Origin of the sequence: Pedobacter sp. 22226, assembly GCF_052045455.1 — a bacterium.
In the GTDB taxonomy this organism is placed as follows: Bacteria; Bacteroidota; Bacteroidia; order Sphingobacteriales; family Sphingobacteriaceae; genus Pedobacter; species Pedobacter jeongneungensis.
On the sequence record NZ_JBQEPB010000001.1, the window covers coordinates 644,733 to 663,435 of the forward strand.

The window sequence follows — 18,703 nt, forward strand, 5'->3', positions numbered from 1 at the left end:
TTGTGTCAGTTTAAGTACGGGTCAGAAAACGAAGCCATTCAAATGAACAAGCTATTTTGCGGGCATATTAAATGAAGGGGGAATAGCACTGTCATCAGAGGCCCAAAGTTTATTAGGGCGTTTTCCCATTACCAGTTCCAGTTTTCCACCTTTTATTAAATCTGCATGGCTAAACCAGGATTTGTTCCATACCACTCCATTTAATTTTGCCGACTGAATGTATTTGTTTTCCGGAGAATAATTTGCACAGGCCACTTCGAATTTTTTACCATTGCCCAGATCGAGTTTTACCTTGGCAAATGCTGGACTCCCGATTACATACATTGGCAGGCCAGGTGTGATGGGATAAAAACCCATTTGAGAAAATACGACGAAAGAGGTTAAGCCACCACCATCTTCATCTCCGGGAATGCCCATTAAATCATTCCGGAACCACTGGGTTAATAAACTGCGTACTCTTTTTTGTGTGCGCCAGGGCTGGCCCGCATAATTGTACAGGTACGGAATATGCATTGCCGGTTCATTTCCCATAGAAAACTGACCAACATTACCCGTATGATCTGGCAGCTGATAATAAAAATCGGATCTGCTTTTTCCGAGCGGGGTATTATACATTTTTTCCAGTTCATCAACAAAAGCCTGTTTGCCTCCCATCATTTCTACCAAATCACCAAGGTTGTGCAGCACATCCCAGCGGTAAAGCCAGCCGTTGTTTTCATCGTAAGTTTCACGGGCACCAAGTCCGCCTGAAAACCGGTAATCTAAATTTTCGATAAATTTACCATTTGCATCTTTTGGATGAAAAAAACGGGTATCGGGGTTAAAAACAGTATGATAACTCTTGCTTTTATCTAAAAAATAATCTGCATTCCCGGTTTTTCCCAGTTGCTTTGCAATATTACCCAAACACCATTCATCGTACACTGTACCCAATGTTACCGCTATAGGCTGCCGCTTTTCAAAGCCATGTACTTCGGGTGCGGTTTCTTTTTCGCCTGCAGGCAGGGCGGGAAAATATCCCTTATCTTTAAAAAACTGATCCAGTACCCCGGCTTTTTTTGATGACCATGGTGAAAGGGTTTTTTCGGTAATACCTGCTTTACAATATTGATAAGCATCCGCCAGGTTAAAGGTTCGCAGCCCTTTATTATAGGCGTCAATGATAGTTGCAACTCCATGGTTACTGTTCATCCTGCGGCTATCTCCGGTAACTTCGGGGAAAGTAGGCATCCAGTGATCGTCCATCTGTTGCGCCATGCGGAGGTAAGAATTAATCATATCGCCTTCCATTTTTGGTTCGATAATCACGCGCAGCGGATGTGTTGCCCTGTAGGTATCCCAAATCCAGTCATCAGTAAAAAACGGCACACCTTTATCATCATGCACCTTTCCATCAAATGCACTAAAATATTTTCCATCTTCAGATAAACAGATCATACGTTCGTAGGTGCGGTATAGCGAGGTGTAAAAAATGGTCTTGGCCGTTTCATCTGTTCCCTCCACCGCAATTTTTCCGAGCGTTGCATTCCAGATGTTTTTTCCCGTTTGCGCTACCTGATCAAGGTTATAATCTTTAATTTCCCGGCTAAGATTCTTTTTGGCCTGTTCTACACTGATGAAAGATATTCCGTATCGTGCTTTGATCTGTTTGGTTTTTTCAGGATATTTTAAAACCAGATAAGCATTGCGCCCATTGGTATATTGCTCCTTAAAATCAATTTTATCACCCTTATGGGTGCCCGATCCGGTTGGTGCAAGGTCAGTTTCCAGATAGAGGTACACTTTGGTGTTATTATCCAGTTTCTGAAATCCACTTACCACATTCCGATCTGCTTTGAGCTCTCCATCACCGGTATTTATAACAAGATAGGCAGGAAGGTTTGTAGCTGAAAAATTTAGCGCATAAATGCCCGATTGGTGTGACGGGGCAAACTGCACGTTTATGCCGTAATCATCCAGGTCTACCTCATAATAATAGGGTTTTACCACTTCATTGTCGTAGCCATAACGAAGGATACTTTTTATTTTCTTCAGGTCGCCCTGAAAAGGACTGAGGTTAAAAGCGGAACTTCCGCGGTGACTGGTAACCACCACCGGCAGGCCGCTTATGGTGTTTGCCGTAAAATTATCACGCTCCGGGTAAACCCTCAGCAAACTGTTTGGCAGGTGAACGGTGGGGTAGGTTGGCACCAGCAAATGGCTGATGTTGCCAATATAGGGATTAACGTAGTCTACAGGTTTTTTATTGATCTGTGCAAACCCAAAATTGCGATCAAATGCAAGTGTAAAAATTAGACAGATTAAAATGTAAATGTATTTTTTCATGATCGGGATTTTCGCAGGACAGGTTAAGCCTGATGGTTTCTGGTATTGATAATCAACCATTATTTAATTAGTAAAACGATTTATCAAATTTGCTGAAAAACACTTGCTGATCAAAAAATATTGAACATAAAAGTTAAAAAAAATAAAAACAGATCAGTTTATGAGCTAAAATTGTATAAAAAATAAAACAATCAGGCTGTAAAATGGATCATATATATGAGCAAGGAAAAACATTATCAGGAGATCTTTAGAAGTTCATTGAAAAGTTTGAACTGAATAAATTCAAAATAATGTCTGCCGGTATAGAATTGAGGGGCGTTACAGGTTATTTCAATTTCAGCAATATTGGTACTCAAATCAGGCGATCATAATTATTCCGGTGCTGATGACTAGCTGAAATTATTCTTGCCGCAGCCCGCAGGGTTTCAAAGAAAATAATGTAAAGGATTTTTATTGATATTCTATAGTGTATTTACCTATAGCCAATTATGGCAATGAAACCGAATGTATTTATATTATCTTTGTGTTATCTCTATGCGTATTTACAGTTCATATTCTGATAGCGAATTGGCATTTTTGTTAACTAAAGGTGATGAACTGGCCTTTACAGAAATTTACAACCGTTTTTATGCTTCAGGACCTTGGATGTTTTTGCGCACAGCAGAGTAGAAAACAAGTAGGTGGCCTCTTTACAGGATTATATCGATCAGGATCATGTACAAACTGACCATTAATGCCTGTTTAATAATTACTACTTATTTTACCTTTAAAATATAGCCCAAACCATAAACATTTTCGATACTTACCCGCTCAGAGGCCTTAAAAAGCCTGCGAAGCCTTGAAATAAAAACTTCAAGGCTTTTTCCGTTAAAATAATCATCGTTTCCCCAAAGCGCTAAAAGAATATCTTTCTTTTTAACCACCTGATTGATATTGCCAGCCAAAGAGTCTAACACTTCCGATTCCCTTACCGTGAGCGAAATTTCTTTTCCCTCGGGCATGTGCACCAATAACTGGTCTTTTTGATAAATGATGTCGCCAATAGAGATATGGTCTGGCTTCGGAAGTGATTCCATTTTGGGTTTACCGGAAAACTTATTAATGATATTCCCGATCCGTAAAACCAGTTCTTCAATTTCGAATGGTTTGGATATATAATCTATCGCACCAAGCTTAAGGCCCCGAAGCCGGTCCTGTTTTTCGTTGTGTGCGGTAAGAAAGAAAAATGGCTGGTTCGCGTTTATCTTTACCATTTCCGCAGCCAGTTCGAAACCATTCCTGTCTGGCAGCTGTACATCAACAATTACCAGTTTGTTATCGAGTTGGTTTGCGCCATAATAGTTCAATGCCTCTGTTGCCGTTTTAAACCACAATACGCTAAAGCCCCTCAATTTCATGTATTCTGAAATGACGTTGCCCAGGTCTATTTCATCTTCAATGATTACGATATCATAAAGCATAATGCTGTAGATTAATGATTTGTACTGTTCACTGTTTGCCCGGAAGGGATATGTACCAGAAATTCAGTTCCTTTTCCCGGTTCTGTTCTGACGCTGATTTCCCAGCCATGAATATCCAGGCATTGTTTAACATAATAAAGCCCAAGTCCCAGGCCCGAAATGGTACTATCCTTGCCTGCACGGAAGAATTTATCAAATATTTTTTCTTTTATGGTATCATCAATTCCCTTTCCATTGTCTTTAATGTGGAGGATGTAACCGCCATTATGCGACGTAATAAAAAGCACGGTCATTTTTACATCGCGGTGGTTATGTTTAAAGGCGTTATCCAGCATATTCTGCAACATGGTAGTAAATACAAAAGGATCCATCATGATCAGGATTTCCGAACCATGAGGATCAAAGGTAAGGCTGTCGGGTGCCTGAAGTTTTATTTTATAATCGTTAACCAGGGTAAGCACTTCATAATTGAGGTCGGTTTCCTCTAAATTGATGTTGTTGTTGATCTCAGAAATCTCCAGCATCTGGTTAATATGGGAATGAAGTCTTCGGGCCTGTCGTTCTACAATGTTGACGAGTGCATTTACACGCATCCTGTCATTGAGTACCTCCTCTTCATGCAGGCTTTTACTGGCCACCAATATGGTGGTAATGGGGGTGTTAAATTCGTGTTTGATGCTATTCAGGAAGTCAGATTTAACATCCGTTTCCTTTTTCTGCCGCATCCAGCTGATGTAGGTATAATAATTAATGCCCACGATAATGATAATGCACAGCGCAACCAGCGAAAATGTTGGCAGCATTTGATAGGCCACTTTCAAGGTACGTCCGGGAGGATCGACAAAAAGATTGAAGGTAATTCTATAATCGTAAACCAGTTTGCCACTAACCGAAAGATTGGTTACACGGTTCTGAAGGCTTGGATCGGCTAGTGTCCCATCAATAATCACACCGTAAGGGGTTATTTGATTTGATTTAAAACCGGTATGACTATAGTTATCGAATATAGTGATATTCCCGATTTTGGTATCAAAGTTGATTTCGATCTGCTGGAAAGTGAGGAGGTATTGCAAGCTGCTATCCAAACCATTTCTTTTTACAATCGACCGGAAAACACTGTCCATGGTGCTTTTCTTTTGGAGATCTTTTAACAGGGTGTCGCTCACCCTTTCCGACAATCTAACAAATTCTTTCCGGTTGCTCAGGTAAGCCTGTTTAAGCGCCGGCATATTACTGGAGAGGATCGAATCGATGATTTTTCCACCGCCACTGTACACTTTATCTTCTGATATACTGCGTCCATATTCATCGTTGATCAGCGTTTTTTCTTTTAAACTATAATCCCTGTCTCTGAGCACATAAGAATTATAGGTTAATCTGAGCTGTACCAGGAGTAAAATCAGAAAACTGACCAGCACAACGGACTTATATATACGATCTTTCATTTTATCCCTTAAAAATAGACGTATTATTCCATAAATACCATAACGTTAAGCTTTCGTTAGGTTTCTGTTACGGTTTCGTTCGACAAATTTCGTTGGTGTGGAGTGTAGCTTTGGATAATGAAAGCGTGATGGTGTTCATTAACCAGATTTTAGCCGATCAATTGGAATAGCTAAATATCTGTACATCAATTCATTTTTAAATACAGCTAACACAAATACAAAAACCAAAAAAAAGAGAAATGACCTTTAAAAGGATTTTATCATTATTACTTATCGTTTCGGGAACGACATCCATTTACCCGGCAATGGCCCAGCAGAAATCGGCCAATAAACCTTTACCTGAACTTCAGCAAGATTTTGTTGACCTTGGATTGGGCATGTTTATCCACTATGGGATGCCTACCTTTATGAATCAGGACTGGTCTGACCCTGATGCCGATCTTTCCCTTTTCCAGTCGCCTAAACTCGATGCTGATCAATGGGCGAAAGCCGCAAAATCTGCAAATATGACTTATGGCTGTTTGACCACTAAGCACCACAGTGGATTTCCGATCTGGAACACCAAAACCACAGCCTATAATGTAATGAATACCCCGCTGAAACGCGATGTGGTAAAGGAATATGCAGATGCCTTCCGTAAAAACGGATTAAAGGTCATGTTGTATTATTCTATATTAGATACCCATCACGGCATCCGCCCGAACCAGATTACCCCGGCGAATGTTAAAATGATCAAAGATCAGATTACTGAATTGCTCACCAATTATGGCGAAATCACCGCCCTTATTATTGATGGATGGGATGCACCATGGTCTAGGATTTCTTACGATCAGGTACCTTTTGAAGATATTTACTATTTAATCAAATCATTACAACCTAACTGTTTGGTAATGGATCTGAATGCGGCCAAATACCCTACGCAGGCACTTTTTTATACCGACATCAAATCATATGAACAAGGCGCCGGCCAGTTTATTTCTAAAGAAAACAACAAACTTCCGGCGCTTGCCTGTTTGCCTTTGCAGGCCAACTGGTTCTGGAAAACATCTTTCCCTACTACACCTGTAAAAAATGTACCCGAACTGGTGAATAAGTTCATCATTCCTTATAACGGTGCCTACTGCAATTTTATATTGAATGTGGCACCGGGCAAAAATGGCCTGATTGATGATAACGCGTTAGCAGCACTTAAAGAAATGGGGAAGATCTATAAAAAACCTGCAAATCTTCCACGTATTCCGGCTTATGCTGCACCAATTATTTCGAGTAACATCGCCAAGCATGTAAAAAGCAACAGTAGCTGGAGTGATGATATGAATATCATGGATTTTGCCAATGATGATGATTTTGGTTCCAGCTGGTTGTCTAATCCTACCGTAAAATCGCCATGGTATGAGTTAAACTTCGAAAAAGCTGTTCCTTGTAATATGGTGGTGCTAACGGCAGGAAATAACAAAAAAGCCACATACAGCTTACAATACTATGCGAATGGTAGATGGAATGCTTTAACTGCAAAACATGAGGGTGAGAAAAGGGTGAATATTTTTAGGTTCGGACGTATCTGGTGCGAAAAAATAAAAGTAACCATTACCGACTTCGACAACCCACCAGCGATTGCTGAACTAGGCGTATTTAACGAAAGAAAATAAGATGGATTAGCCGGATCAGTTTTGGCCGGCTAATTTATGAACCACTCTTGTTGCCAGATATAAGTGGGAATTAACTACTGCTCTTTGTGTTTCCGGAACTTCTATATAAAACTGAAAGTGATAGCAGCAAAAAATCATATTCGATGAATAAAATATTCCCGCTTATCATAAGCGGAAAAAATACCCGGTGAGGACCGGTCATAACCAGCTTTAATGAGATTCGCTATAAGCTGATTTTAGTGGTCAAAACATAGGTTGTGGCGAATACCCAACCTATGTTTTAGTTTTTCAATTGCTAAGTGAAATCTTAGATCTAAAGCAAAAGTGAAGACATCTGAATTAACTTTGACTTTTTAATACTCGATATCATTAACTAAAGCCGGATTTGGTTTTTTTGGGCGAAGGGCGCTATTTAACAAAACTAACCAGTTCGTTTATCGGCAATCTCACCTTTTTTAAGGCAGCATAGACATCGTGTTCCTCATCCCGGTATCCAAGTGCTAAGGTAACCACACTGGTCAGCCCTTGAGACTTCAGGTTAAGCAATGAATCAAATTTTTCTGCATCAAACCCTTCCATTGGTGTAGAATCAATCTTCAGCTCTGCTGCGGAGATTAACGCTGTCCCCAAGGTGATGTAAGCCTGTCTTGCTGCCCAGGCCGCATTTTCTTCGTCTTGCCTTGAAAGAATCCCGCCAACTAATGCGGTCTTGAATTCCGCAAGGGCTTCCACTGGAATTTCTCTTTGCAATGCAATCTGCTGCATATAAGCATCGAGCTGTTCAATCGTGATTTTTGTAAATGCAGCAAAAACAAGCAGGTGGGAACATGTAGCGATTTGCGTATTAAAGGATCCCTCAGCCAGGGCATCCTTAAGGGAAGGATTTTCAACTACTATAATCCGGTAAGGCTGCAATCCGGTGGACGATGCAGATAGATTGATAGATTCCAGGATTTTGTCTATGGCTTCAGCCGGAACCTTGCGGTCTCTGAATTTTTTGGTGGCATAGCGCCACTTTAAGCTTTCTATTGTATTCATTATTGTCGTTTTTAATCTGTGCAGCAAAGTTGCAATAATTAGTTTATTTTTGTCACTATATGACAAAAAGTAACGGTGACAAACAGGTAACCATGAAGAAGATTACGAAAGAACCAAGCCACGATTGTAAAATGGCCATTATGGCTGTACATGATGCGATTGATGTGTTAAACGGCAAATGGAAGATCACCATTATCACCTGTTTATTGTTTGGCCCAAAAAGGTATTCAGATATTATGCGCGATGTGAAAGGTATTTCTGGAAAGGTACTCAGCAGGGAGCTCAAAGAGATGGAGACCAACCTGCTTATCAGCAGGAGCGTAATCAGTAACCGGCCCATCACTGTGAGCTACTCCCTAACCGATTATGGCATGTCTGTGCAGCCTATAATCACCGTGCTTTCGGAATGGGGACAGACCCATCGGAAGCAGATTAGTAAAAAATAAGCCACTAATAAGTTTACTGAGTTTCATTGTTGACAACTGGATTTTCCAATTTTAAGCTGCTGTATCTTTTAAGCCGCCGGTTAGGTGTGGAACTAAGGTTGAAAGCACTATTTATAAGGGAAATTGAATAGGTTTTTAAAGTGTCTTTGGCATCATGTATATCATGAGTTAATGCTGAAAAATGCTAATTTATTTAGTAAAAATGATTACCTTTGATTTTTGAAATTGATACAACATCCTTATTATGATTGAACTGGAATATTTTTTTGATGGGGAAAATGGGGCAGTAGAGGTTTATCAGCTAATCCAGTTTGGAGCAGGAGAGCCCTGGAGGATTGTGCTGGATGGAGAACTGCTCGGTAGTTTGGAAAAGCTACAGGGCACCTGGAGGCAACTGAGCGGCGATGAACTCAGGACAGAACTTTTTAACGGTCTTATATGTCACATTAATAATCAATATTTCAATAGCCTGCCTGAGCAAATCTGTTCGCGTTGGCCAAACCTGGTCGAAAAAGTCGTATTAAAATCTGATGAAGCATATTTGGTTATCTGCAAAGAGGGAATCAGCTTTAAAAGCTTTGAGCGGATATTTTCAAGGTTCGTACCAGGCTTGCTTAAAGATGAGTGGGTAGTAAAATTTCAAGTGTTTAACCATGATTTTTCTGATGACTTTTTGCTGGAAGCCAGTCCGCTGGTAGATAAGAGAGAAACATTTGGCTGGGAAGAGGTGAACCGGTAATGGAACAGTTAAGCATTTACATCAGTAGCCTTATAACTAAAATTTCTTTTCTATACCTTTCAAAAAGCTGCTGAAAAACCACCAGATTGCTACGCCCGATTCATCTTCAATAGTAATGAAGCACCCCATTTAGCCAACCCCGGACGTTGACGGCCCGGCATTACCGCGGAAAAAGGCTTAGATGTGCACGGTAGCCAAACAATCTTTTCATTTTACGGTTAGCTGATTATGAACATATCCCTTCTCACCCTGGTAAAGAACCGGAAACCTGCTATAATTAATATGTTGGCCGGATTGTGTAAAGGCAACAGGTTTCCTTCTGAAGTGGTGATTATCCATATGAATGAACAGATTTATGGTTTATCAGGCTATCCTTTCCCGGTTAGGGAATATGTGCTTTCTTCTGTCGAAGCGTTGCCATTAGCCCATGCGCGTAATTGTGCAGCGCAAAAAGCTTTATCTGATCAGCTGGTATTCCTTGATGCAGACTGTATCCCGGCGGAGGATTTTTTGGAGGTTTATCAAGAAGCACTTTATCAAAAGAACTGTCTTTATTCTGGGAGGGTTAGCTATCTCCCGCATTGGGTTATGGATAAGCCAGATTTATTGCAGTTAATGGCCCTGTCTGGTACTGCCGACCCTGTAAGAGCGGGCGTAGACCAATACCCGTATCATTTGTTCTGGTCTTTAAATTTTGGCTGTTCAAAGTCAGTCTATGCACAAATCGGCGGCTTCGATGAAACTTTCTGCGGATATGGGGCAGAGGATACCGATTTCAGTTTTTCAGCCAGGCAGAAAGGGGTAGACCTTGTTACCATTGATGCCTTGGCCTACCACCAATACCATCCAAGTTATGACCCTCCGATCAATCACCTTGAGGCGATTGTGAAAAACGCGGCCATTTTTAATGAAAAATGGGGGGTATGGCCTATGGAAGGCTGGCTGGAGAAATTCTGCGCAATGGGTTATACGGCCTGGCAGGGGGGACAACTGCAGATTTTGAGGTTACCAGGCAAGGATGAAATTTCTGCGGTTTTAAAACGTAGTTGACCTGCTGAAATTGTTATCATAGATCTTTTTCAGGTAATCTGCGGCTTTAGCTGTGGCAGTGTCTGACACTATCCCTGTCCAGTCGGGTTCCTGTGCTAAAGTATTCTCAAGAAGTGTGTTCCAGCGTACCTCAAACAGCTCTTCGGGATGTACTATGGATGCTAGGTTTAGTGCTGCTAAAATGCGGGCTTTTTCCACCTGCTCATCAAAAGGGCGTTCTTCGGGTACCACAATAAATCTTTTGCCCAGTGCTGCTACCTCCATTACCGTATTGTGCCCTGCATTGCCGATGATGATATTGCAGTTTTCCATTATAAGTCCGGGTTTGGAGAGGTTGCCCATAAAGCTGATGTTCGGATAGTTGCTAACCATAGTACCAGTTTCTCCAAGTACCTGAAAATGCCATTGCGGGCATTGTTCTGCCAGATGTGCGATAACCTGCGCAGTGAGGCTCGTACCGCCCTTCCCGATAATAACCGCGACTTTTTTCCCTTCGCGGTCGCAATGGTCTTTTTGAGGCTCAAAGCGGGCAATGCCACCAGCGTGAAAAGTTTTTTCTAAAACCCAGTCAGGATCATTGCTCTTCATTATTTCCGGATAGGGAGCCAGTATTCCTGATGCATTACCATAGGCGTGCAGATGTGGAAGGTCATCACGTTTGCCATGTTGTTTAACAGCGATATAAGGGATCCCGCACAGGCTGGCGAGCATTGCAGCCTCAGCAGATACATCCACTACCAGTAGTAAAGGAAATGCTGAAACAAAAAATCGGGTCATTACTTCCACCCTTTTGCGTTGTCCCTCAATATTTAAAGGAGAATAATGAATGCCATTTGGTTTCCTGTCGCTAAAGTAAAGGTCAGCCTTTTCAGGGGTATCCATCGGCAGGATGATTATGCTGTAATCCTCTGGGATTATTTGTGCATAAGATCCCAGGTTACTTCCGATGAGGGTAATGGTAGTATCCGACAACGACTTTGCTATGGCCAGGGTACGCATGATGTGTCCTGATCCGTGATGATGGACATAAAAAGCTATATTATAAGGCTGGGACATTTCCGGGCTGTTCAATAGTATCCATCAGTATCCGCTCATATGCATCTGCCATGCGTTTGATATTGAGTGTTTTCTCGGCATGTTGCCTGCAATCTTCCCTGTTTAGCTTTATCGCACCAGTAATACAATCTGCCAGTTCTGCGGGGTTGCAGCTACTGGTAAGGCATCCTGTTTTGCTGTTGATAAGGTAAGGAAGCGCACCTTTTGCTATTCCGGCAACCGGGGTTCCGCAGGCCAGGCTTTCGGCGACTACCAAACCGAAGGGTTCTTCCCAACAGGGGGTGATAACAGAACATAATGCATTGCCGATCAAGTCATTCAGCTCTTCATGCTGACAGTTTCCCAAAAGATCGACATCACCCTCCAGCAGAGGTTCAACATAAGTCTGAAAATAGTGATGATCGGCAATGCTGCCGGCAATTTTGATCCTGAAACCTGCAATCCTCGCTGCCTGTATGGCCAGATGGGTGCCTTTGTCAGGATGGATGCGCCCGAACCAGATAACATACCTCCCGGATGGCTGCCCGATGTATTTCCAGGCATCCATATCCACACCGTTGGTTACAACTTCGCAGGAGTTAAGGTAAGGCTGCCAGGCAACTGCATTGGAATTTGAAACACTAACGTACCGAATTTTGCCACTTTTGCGTTCATGTGACATTGCCCTTTTCATCTCAAAGATCGGAGGGGTATGCAGAACGGTTACCATAGGTGTTCCGATTAGTGTAGCCATTGTTACCGGAACATAGTTCAGGCTGTTATTGAACAGCACATCGTGCCCCTTGCCGTCGATATCCTGCATGAGCTCCAGGTAGGCATGGTGTGTAGAGATAAAATCTTCGCTCAGTTCATGTGAGCGGAACCTGCTGAAGGTTTCCCGGTCGTAATCTATATCACTTAGAATTACGTGGACATTAAGCCCCGGGTCAGATTGTTCGCTTGCATATAGTGTTACCTGATGGCCTTTGTCTATCAGCCGGCGGGTAATTTCATAGGTAAAAGCTTCGAGGCCGCCCATGAAGGGTTTTTTGATAGGATGTTTAAGATGTGCAATTATGCCAATGTTCATAGGTAATCATTTATTAAAACAACCATCAAAAACGTTGCTCGGTTTTTATTTTTTTTAAGAAAGATATTCCCGCCAAGCATTTTCGTATCCACTGCTGCAAATAAATAATATATTGATGAACAGCCAGCTTTCCGAAACGAACCTTTACCCCGGTCAATATCCGGATCAGTACGATTAGTTTCCACTTGCCGCCAATATTGCCCGGTCTCTTCATCCGAAGTTTTGTATCGAATAAAAAAAAGATGCCGCAATTAGCGGCATCTTTATGGGACTATGATCAGCAGTAAGCCAGCGAAGACTTACATTTATGATTCGTCATTTTTATTATGGGCTGTAATTGCCTCTCCGATTATCAAAACAAGCTGATCGTCCAGTTCATCCATTGTTCTCCATTGTACCATATCATCGTTTGGTTCTGCATAAACCACCCCGATTTTTTCTTCGTCCCGAAGTATCCTGTACGTGCCATTTTCCTGAGGTTCGACCACGAAATCCCCTTCTTCTGTATTGATTCTAAAATTTTCCATTTCCCTGTCGTTGCTTGTTATGTAAAGTAAATTTGTTTAGATAACCACTAAAAGGTATCAAGTGTTTGGGGAATCTTGATCTTACAGCAGTTAATCTAGATTTTCCTTTCAAGCCGTATCCATTGCGTTTTTACCATTCGCGTCAGGACTATAGCCGCAAGGAACAAAAGGGCATAAAAACCAAATACGTTCTGAATGTTGAGGTTTATCCGTTTAAAAGATGCATCTCATTTCCCATTTCATCTTTAAACTTTTATCACGGCCTGGATTTTAATTCTTCGTCATTGTACCTGTTTTACTGATCAGATATGTTTATTTAAACCTGTAGGTAATGCTCAATCGTGCATTGCGCGGAACCTCATAGATATAAGTATAGTACGAAACAGACGTTGCAGTTTCAGTTGCCAGCTTGGTATATGATCCCTGCGTCAGCAACCTGCGGTCCAATAGGTTATTAACTACCGCTGCGACGGTTATTTTACCTTTTTCATAAGAAACGCCTGCGTCAAAACGGTAGTATGAAGGTAACATCAATGGAACGGAAGTTGATCCCGCATAACGGTCCAGCTGAATCTGGTAACCCGCACTCAATCCAAAACCGTTAAATAAGGCGCCTTGTTTCTGGTAGCGGTAAGATAACCAGCCATTGGTAATGTGCTTAGCAGAGTTAGGGGTGTGCCTGCCTACCAATTCTGGTTTGGCATCCTCACTTACTGTAGCATCCGTAAGCGCATAATTTAAGACCAGGTTCAATCCACGTGTAATTTCACCGTTTATATCCAGTTCAATGCCTTTTGATATAACCCCACCCAACTGGATCTGGGCATTTGGATTTGCAGCCAGGTGAGCCGGATCCAGGTCGGCGGTTAATACATTTTTCTTCTTGATGCGGAAAGCGGCAGCCGTCAGGTTCCATCTTCCGTCAAAGAAATCCTTTTTCAAACCCAGCTCGATGTTATTTCCGCGGATCGGCTTGAAAGGTTCTCCTGCATAGTCCTGACCCGCAACAGGAAGGAAGCTCTGATCGTAAAGTGTATAGGCGCTGAAGTCTTTCGCCAGGGTTACACTCAAACCAGCCCTCGGACTGAAAACATTGTCAGATATTTGTGTAAGATTGGTTTTGCCCACCGTTACCGCATGTGTGAAACGACCGGCTAAAGTTAAACGCACACGTCCATCCAGCATGCGAAGTTCATCCTGCAGGTAAGCGCCGGTATAAGTCAGGTTGGTGGCATATACATTTGATCCTGAACGGTTCTGAATGCTTCGCGACCGGTCGAAGACAGGAATATTGGCAAAAGGAATACCATAAACCGGATTGTAGATATTAAATACAGCATTGTTTGCCAGCTTAAGGTCAGGCTGTTGCACGCTCGAAAAATCACCCCATGTTTTCAGGTTACCCATATCAAGTCCACCTAAAATACGGTGTACAACCGATCCTGTAGCAACATCGCCCATCAGGCTAACCTGTATGTTTTTGTTAATGGCCAATTCCTCACTGATATTGAGGTAACGTTTCATATCGCCATTTGGTGCAATGGTTGAAGGCCACGGTGTACCCCCATCTAAACCATAACGGAGATAAGCAGCCTGGGCATTAATCTTCCAGTTGTTATTTAAACGGTGGCTCACATAAAGCGTGGCGTTGTGGTCATACAGCTTTGCCGGATCAAGTGCCGGATCGCCCAGAAAGAAACTGGGATCTGTATCTCCGAAGCCTTTTGGTGAGAAGCCATAAGAGCCCAGTGCCTGCGCCTCTACATGCTGGGTAGTATATTCGGCGGTGATTAATGTATTGCTGTCTACCTGGTAGCTAATTACTGGAGCAATAACGTATTTATCCGTGTAATTGTATTTGTTATAGCTGTCTTTAGTTTGTGCAGCTACATTGAGGCGAAACAACAATTTGCCGTCGCGACTTAATTTACCATCTAAGTCAACAGCGGCGCGACCCAGGTTATAACCTCCGGCGGCTACACTTACCGAACTGTTGTTCTGCCCCGTAGGCTTCTTGGTTACCACGTTATAAATACCGCCGGGTTCACCGTTGGCCATCATAAAGCCCGAAGGACCTTTTACAAACTCAATACGATCAATAGTTGCCGCATCGTCGGCTAGTGGTCCCCATGGCATTTTTTGGTTCATGCCGTTGCGGAAGGCGGGGATACTCGTGCCGCGCATAAAAATATTGGCATATTGTGCGTCCCAATGGCCTACGCGTACCGTTCCGCTCACATTCCTGGTTACCCCGTCAACAATATCAAACACCTGTTGATCAGCCAGTACCTTACTGGTTACCACCTGTATGTTCTGCGGTACTTCGATCAGGGGAGATTGTAAGCGTAACGAAGAAGACACTTTATCCACTTTATATTTTTTCTTATTCGTGCTTATCTGTACCTCGTCTAACTCTGAACGATTTTCTTTTAGAGAAAAGTCAGCAATTACAGTACCACGGAATGAAACATGTATCTGTTTTTCCTTTGGATAAAGGCCAACTGCCGAAACTACAAGCGTATAATCGCCAACCGGAACCCGGCGGATTTGGTATAATCCATCCTCGTCGGTAACCGAGCCAAAGCGGGTGCCTTTCAGCACTACAGTTACATTAGCAGCTACACTACCATCAGCAGTGGTAATCCTGCCTCTTACTAGCCCGGTTTGTTCGTCATTCCGGCTTTGGACAAGGCTATCTGTAGGATTTATATAGTTTCCTGTCAGATCATTAGCAGAGCTGGCATGGGCTGCAAATATTCCGGTGCAGCACACACTTAAACGTAAAATTTTCTTAAATTGCATTTACTTTTAATTTGATGTTAAAGGTGTCAGGGCTTAACGCCCATATCGCCACGCGGGGTCGGATCCGTGTGGCATTTTTTTGCAAAGTTAAGTTTATTAAGAATAAATCCAAATAGATGCGCCGATGCTACGGAATCTTATTCCTGAATTGGATTACAAGTGATGGAGATTTAAGGATCGCTCATTTTTTTGGCCACAAGCCCTCCGGGCTCTGCATGCCTATGAACGGACACTCAAGATCAAGCGAAAAGGACTGTTCATGATTTTTTGATCAACACATTTATCCATTGTAGCAGCAGCCAAAATTATTTAGGATAGGGAAAAGTTAACGTTGTTTCCGCGGTGTACATACATGTGATTAGCCAGAATGCTAATGATATTCGAAGGCCAGTTTATCGTTTTCAATAAATAGATAGGTTGTCTGATTGCCAAGATAATTATGTATGGGATATTTGCCATTCATGTTTTTCAGGGATGATATCAGGCTTTTTGTAACCATATTTAGCCGTTGTTTATATCCTGTTCTTTTAGCTTCCATATCCAATATTTCTACTTCATTAATCGCAGCGTCAATATCGTGGCCAAGGTTGTGTATCTTATTTAACAGGTCTAGGTACTGGTTAAATTGTTCTTGAATAGTGTAAGTGCTCATATAATCAATCAACGAAATGACCGCCGAAATAGTTTTTTATTTTCCTCAAGTATTTTTAAAAAAAGGCAGGTTTTGCGAGGAAATATTCACTGGTAAGGAATGAAGCGGAGTGTTAAGGTGCAAGGTTGATCTCCCGTCTAAGCCGGAAATGCCGGTTTTGAAAGCTTTTTATAAGAAAACAGTTTGTCCGGTAGTCCCGGGTTGCTCAGCATAATTATGTATTTCAGGTTCTAAAGGAAAAAGATTTTCTAAGGGCTGTTTTACATACCATCTGCATTTAAAGCGGCGTATTGTCATCATACTGGGCGTAAAGTTGATACAAATCGACAAAATATTGAACAGATAATAAAATCAGTATTCCTTTACTTTGATTTCAATTAACCAAATAACAAACCTTACTGCAATTTCTTCAACAGGCAACACCATGCTTTTTGCAGTGCCAAATTTTATTATGAGAAAACAAATATTTATTTCAGACAGCTGATCATCAGTACCGTATTAAAAAATCAACTAACCAGGGAAATTAAAACTAAATTTATATGATGCTCAATAATTACTTATCTGTTCTGAATACCTTCCTTGTACCACCAACCGTATCAGAACCCTATTAATCCCTAAAGAATAAAAACGGGGGGCGTTAGGTTTACCAATATTTTCCTGAAATCACCGCTAATTCCGGTGCAACATCAAGTAAAGCTTTTTACAGCAATGTAACAGGTGATTAATGCTTTGATTTTCAGCAAATAGTGTTTATTGTAAAAACGTTTTAGTGCTTTTGGGTATTCCGGGTTAAGGTTAGCAATCATTTTAAGGCAATAGGGTATGGTTTGGCCAATACCGGCAACCGGCATTGCATTTACAAAGCCGAAAGGGAATTGTTTTGCCCAAAAATTTAAAAATATTGTCTTGCCTTGCTTCCTGTAATACCTATAACGGCCTGTTAAATCCCTGTTTTTCAGGAATATCATTGTCGGTTAATACCGTATAACCAGTGGTTAACAATTTAAAATCATGTAATCCCGGCCAGGGCCGGGGGAAAAACATATGTGTATATGAAAACAAAAAACAATGTTAAAACCATACGCCGGCACATCCACCGGATATTGCTTGCGCTGATTGCACTTTCTTTAACACAGTGTAAACAGGAAAAATTGCAGCAAGAGGATGCTTACGATCCCTCTAAAGAAGTGTTGATCACTGATTTTTACCCCAAACAAGGCGGAGTAGGCAATAACCTGATTATTTATGGCGATAACTTCGGGAATGATATTTCTAAAATAAAAGTCACCATTGGCAGCAAAGCAGCGAAAGTGATCGGCGTAAAAAACAATAGCCTTTATTGCATTATTCCGGAAGAAGCTTATGATGGCGATATTAAAATCATCATAGTTGATGGCAACAACCAGCAACTTGCCCAGGCCATATCAAAAGAGGCTTTTTCTTATACGCGGAAACTGCTCGTGTCTACTTTTTTAGGAAAATATTACCAGGTGGCTTCCAACTTCGAAGAAAAAGAAGGTCCGTTTAATGATTGTGGTGCCTTTAAAGGGATCACCTGGCTTACCCTCGATCCGAAAAATCCAAACCATCTTTATTTTTCAGCAGATGTGAACAGTTGCCGGTTAATCGATTTCGAAAAAAAATATGTGAGTTATTTCAGGACAGACCTGGACAGGGTTTCCATAATTAACTGGAGGATTGACGGCAACCAGGATATGATTGTGTCGCACAACCACTCCAGCGATACCAAAAACGGCAATTACATTTTTACCCGTGAATCTAACTTTCTGCAAAAGAAAGCGATAGAAGTTTATGCCCGTGGAGTAAACGGCACCATGGTGCACCCGCAAAACGGCGAACTGTATTATTCAAGGTACCGGGCAGGCGATATCCGCAGGTACGATTTTAATAACAAAGAAGATAAACTGGTATTTTCTAACCCTTACAGCGCTGTTGCCGTTTACATGGTGATGCACCCTTCGGGCGATTATGCCTACCTGGTTGAATATGAAAAGCATTTTATTATGCGCACCGATTATGACCGTGCCACAAAAACCTTTAAAACGCCTTATACCATTTGCGGGGCTGCGGGTACGGCAGGTTATGCCGATGGCATTGGTACCAATGCCAGGTTAAATAGCCCGGTACAAGGCGTTTTTGTTAAAAACCCCGATTATGAAGCTGCGGGAGGAGACCAGTACGATTTTTATTTCTGCGATAAGGCCAACCATGCCATCCGCACATTAACGCCGCAGGGCAGGGTAAGCACCTTTGCCGGGCGGGGCAATAATGGTACAAGCGGTTACGCCGATGGTGATTTACGTACCGAAGCCCGTTTCAATAATCCACAGGCCATTACCTATGATGAAACCCGGAAATGTTTTTACGTTGGCGATACCGGCAACTGGCTGATCCGCAAAATAGCTAAAGAAGAATAATTTATAA

General features: G+C 41.9%; 15 protein-coding genes. 5 read left to right on the forward strand and 10 right to left on the reverse strand.

Annotated features, from left to right (window positions below):
* Positions 1-51 precede the first annotated feature (51 nt).
* The 3 genes from ACTJKC_RS02825 to ACTJKC_RS02835 form a co-directional block, all read right to left on the reverse strand.
* Complete coding sequence (locus tag ACTJKC_RS02825) at positions 52-2,385, reverse strand: GH92 family glycosyl hydrolase (RefSeq protein ID WP_440790094.1); 2,334 nt, start codon at positions 2,383-2,385, stop codon at positions 52-54.
* A gap of 695 nt (positions 2,386-3,080) precedes the next feature.
* Complete coding sequence (locus ACTJKC_RS02830) at positions 3,081-3,785, reverse strand: response regulator transcription factor (protein ID WP_440790095.1); 705 nt, start codon at positions 3,783-3,785, stop codon at positions 3,081-3,083.
* Positions 3,786-3,796: 11 nt separating this feature from the next.
* Positions 3,797-5,230, reverse strand: a complete 1,434-nt coding sequence (locus tag ACTJKC_RS02835; RefSeq protein ID WP_440790097.1) for a sensor histidine kinase — start codon at positions 5,228-5,230, stop codon at positions 3,797-3,799.
* Positions 5,231-5,469: 239 nt separating this feature from the next.
* On the opposite strand from ACTJKC_RS02835, the gene ACTJKC_RS02840 reads away from it, so the two are divergent.
* Complete coding sequence (locus ACTJKC_RS02840; protein WP_440790099.1) at positions 5,470-6,879, forward strand: alpha-L-fucosidase; 1,410 nt, start codon at positions 5,470-5,472, stop codon at positions 6,877-6,879.
* Positions 6,880-7,287: 408 nt separating this feature from the next.
* Here ACTJKC_RS02840 and ACTJKC_RS02845 read toward each other — a convergent pair whose 3' ends face one another.
* Entirely contained in the window at positions 7,288-7,917 is a 630-nt protein-coding gene (locus ACTJKC_RS02845) for a nitroreductase family protein (protein WP_440790101.1), read from the reverse strand.
* Between the two features lie 92 nt (positions 7,918-8,009).
* Between ACTJKC_RS02845 and ACTJKC_RS02850 the strand changes: the two genes are divergently transcribed.
* The 3 genes from ACTJKC_RS02850 (at position 8,010) to ACTJKC_RS02860 (ending at position 10,152) form a co-directional block, all read left to right on the forward strand.
* Complete coding sequence (locus ACTJKC_RS02850) at positions 8,010-8,363, forward strand: winged helix-turn-helix transcriptional regulator (RefSeq protein WP_440790102.1); 354 nt, start codon at positions 8,010-8,012, stop codon at positions 8,361-8,363.
* Between the two features lie 244 nt (positions 8,364-8,607).
* Positions 8,608-9,102 (forward strand): hypothetical protein, encoded by a 495-nt coding sequence (locus ACTJKC_RS02855; RefSeq protein WP_440790104.1) that lies wholly within the window; start codon positions 8,608-8,610, stop codon positions 9,100-9,102.
* Between the two features lie 228 nt (positions 9,103-9,330).
* Positions 9,331-10,152: a glycosyltransferase family 2 protein gene (locus ACTJKC_RS02860; RefSeq protein WP_440790106.1), complete on the forward strand. Its 822-nt coding sequence runs from the start codon at positions 9,331-9,333 to the stop codon at positions 10,150-10,152.
* Here ACTJKC_RS02860 and ACTJKC_RS02865 read toward each other — a convergent pair.
* The 6 genes from ACTJKC_RS02865 to ACTJKC_RS02890 form a co-directional block, all read right to left on the reverse strand.
* Positions 10,138-11,208, reverse strand: coding sequence for a glycosyltransferase (locus ACTJKC_RS02865; protein WP_440790107.1), 1,071 nt, complete (start codon positions 11,206-11,208; stop codon positions 10,138-10,140). The two genes, ACTJKC_RS02860 and ACTJKC_RS02865, sit on opposite strands and share 15 nt — an antisense overlap.
* Positions 11,192-12,277 (reverse strand): glycosyltransferase family 4 protein, encoded by a 1,086-nt coding sequence (locus tag ACTJKC_RS02870; RefSeq protein ID WP_440790109.1) that lies wholly within the window; start codon positions 12,275-12,277, stop codon positions 11,192-11,194. The genes ACTJKC_RS02865 and ACTJKC_RS02870 overlap by 17 nt, the downstream gene beginning before the upstream one ends.
* A 305-nt stretch (positions 12,278-12,582) precedes the next feature.
* Positions 12,583-12,804 (reverse strand): hypothetical protein, encoded by a 222-nt coding sequence (locus tag ACTJKC_RS02875; RefSeq protein WP_344851233.1) that lies wholly within the window; start codon positions 12,802-12,804, stop codon positions 12,583-12,585.
* A gap of 312 nt (positions 12,805-13,116) precedes the next feature.
* Positions 13,117-15,606, reverse strand: a complete 2,490-nt coding sequence (locus ACTJKC_RS02880; protein WP_440790111.1) for a TonB-dependent siderophore receptor — start codon at positions 15,604-15,606, stop codon at positions 13,117-13,119.
* A 370-nt stretch (positions 15,607-15,976) separates the two neighbouring features.
* Positions 15,977-16,258 carry a hypothetical protein gene (locus tag ACTJKC_RS02885; protein ID WP_344851231.1) on the reverse strand — a complete coding sequence of 94 codons (282 nt, stop codon included), beginning with the start codon at positions 16,256-16,258 and terminating at the stop codon, positions 15,977-15,979.
* 686 nt (positions 16,259-16,944) lie between these two features.
* Positions 16,945-17,226 (reverse strand): hypothetical protein, encoded by a 282-nt coding sequence (locus tag ACTJKC_RS02890; RefSeq protein ID WP_440790113.1) that lies wholly within the window; start codon positions 17,224-17,226, stop codon positions 16,945-16,947.
* Positions 17,227-17,310: 84 nt separating this feature from the next.
* Between ACTJKC_RS02890 and ACTJKC_RS02895 the strand changes: the two genes are divergently transcribed.
* On the forward strand, positions 17,311-18,696 hold the full coding sequence (locus ACTJKC_RS02895; RefSeq protein ID WP_440790115.1) for an IPT/TIG domain-containing protein: 1,386 nt from the start codon (positions 17,311-17,313) through the stop codon (positions 18,694-18,696).
* Positions 18,697-18,703 lie beyond the last annotated feature (7 nt).

Excerpts from the sequence above, each read along its gene's own strand:
- ACTJKC_RS02845 (WP_440790101.1), bottom strand. The coding sequence starts at position 7,917 with ATGAATACAATAGAAAGCTTAAAGTGGCGCTATGCCACCAAAAAATTC.
- ACTJKC_RS02870 (WP_440790109.1), bottom strand. The coding sequence starts at position 12,277 with ATGAACATTGGCATAATTGCACATCTTAAACATCCTATCAAAAAACCC.
- ACTJKC_RS02850 (WP_440790102.1), top strand. The coding sequence starts at position 8,010 with ATGAAGAAGATTACGAAAGAACCAAGCCACGATTGTAAAATGGCCATT.
- ACTJKC_RS02840 (WP_440790099.1), top strand. The coding sequence starts at position 5,470 with ATGACCTTTAAAAGGATTTTATCATTATTACTTATCGTTTCGGGAACG.
- ACTJKC_RS02880 (WP_440790111.1), bottom strand. The coding sequence starts at position 15,606 with ATGCAATTTAAGAAAATTTTACGTTTAAGTGTGTGCTGCACCGGAATA.
- ACTJKC_RS02865 (WP_440790107.1), bottom strand. The coding sequence starts at position 11,208 with ATGTCCCAGCCTTATAATATAGCTTTTTATGTCCATCATCACGGATCA.
- ACTJKC_RS02885 (WP_344851231.1), bottom strand. The coding sequence starts at position 16,258 with ATGAGCACTTACACTATTCAAGAACAATTTAACCAGTACCTAGACCTG.
- ACTJKC_RS02890 (WP_440790113.1), bottom strand. The coding sequence starts at position 17,226 with ATGATATTCCTGAAAAACAGGGATTTAACAGGCCGTTATAGGTATTAC.
- ACTJKC_RS02895 (WP_440790115.1), top strand. The coding sequence starts at position 17,311 with ATGAAAACAAAAAACAATGTTAAAACCATACGCCGGCACATCCACCGG.
- ACTJKC_RS02835 (WP_440790097.1), bottom strand. The coding sequence starts at position 5,230 with ATGAAAGATCGTATATATAAGTCCGTTGTGCTGGTCAGTTTTCTGATT.
- ACTJKC_RS02855 (WP_440790104.1), top strand. The coding sequence starts at position 8,608 with ATGATTGAACTGGAATATTTTTTTGATGGGGAAAATGGGGCAGTAGAG.
- ACTJKC_RS02830 (WP_440790095.1), bottom strand. The coding sequence starts at position 3,785 with ATGCTTTATGATATCGTAATCATTGAAGATGAAATAGACCTGGGCAAC.
- ACTJKC_RS02875 (WP_344851233.1), bottom strand. The coding sequence starts at position 12,804 with ATGGAAAATTTTAGAATCAATACAGAAGAAGGGGATTTCGTGGTCGAA.
- ACTJKC_RS02825 (WP_440790094.1), bottom strand. The coding sequence starts at position 2,385 with ATGGTTGATTATCAATACCAGAAACCATCAGGCTTAACCTGTCCTGCG.
- ACTJKC_RS02860 (WP_440790106.1), top strand. The coding sequence starts at position 9,331 with ATGAACATATCCCTTCTCACCCTGGTAAAGAACCGGAAACCTGCTATA.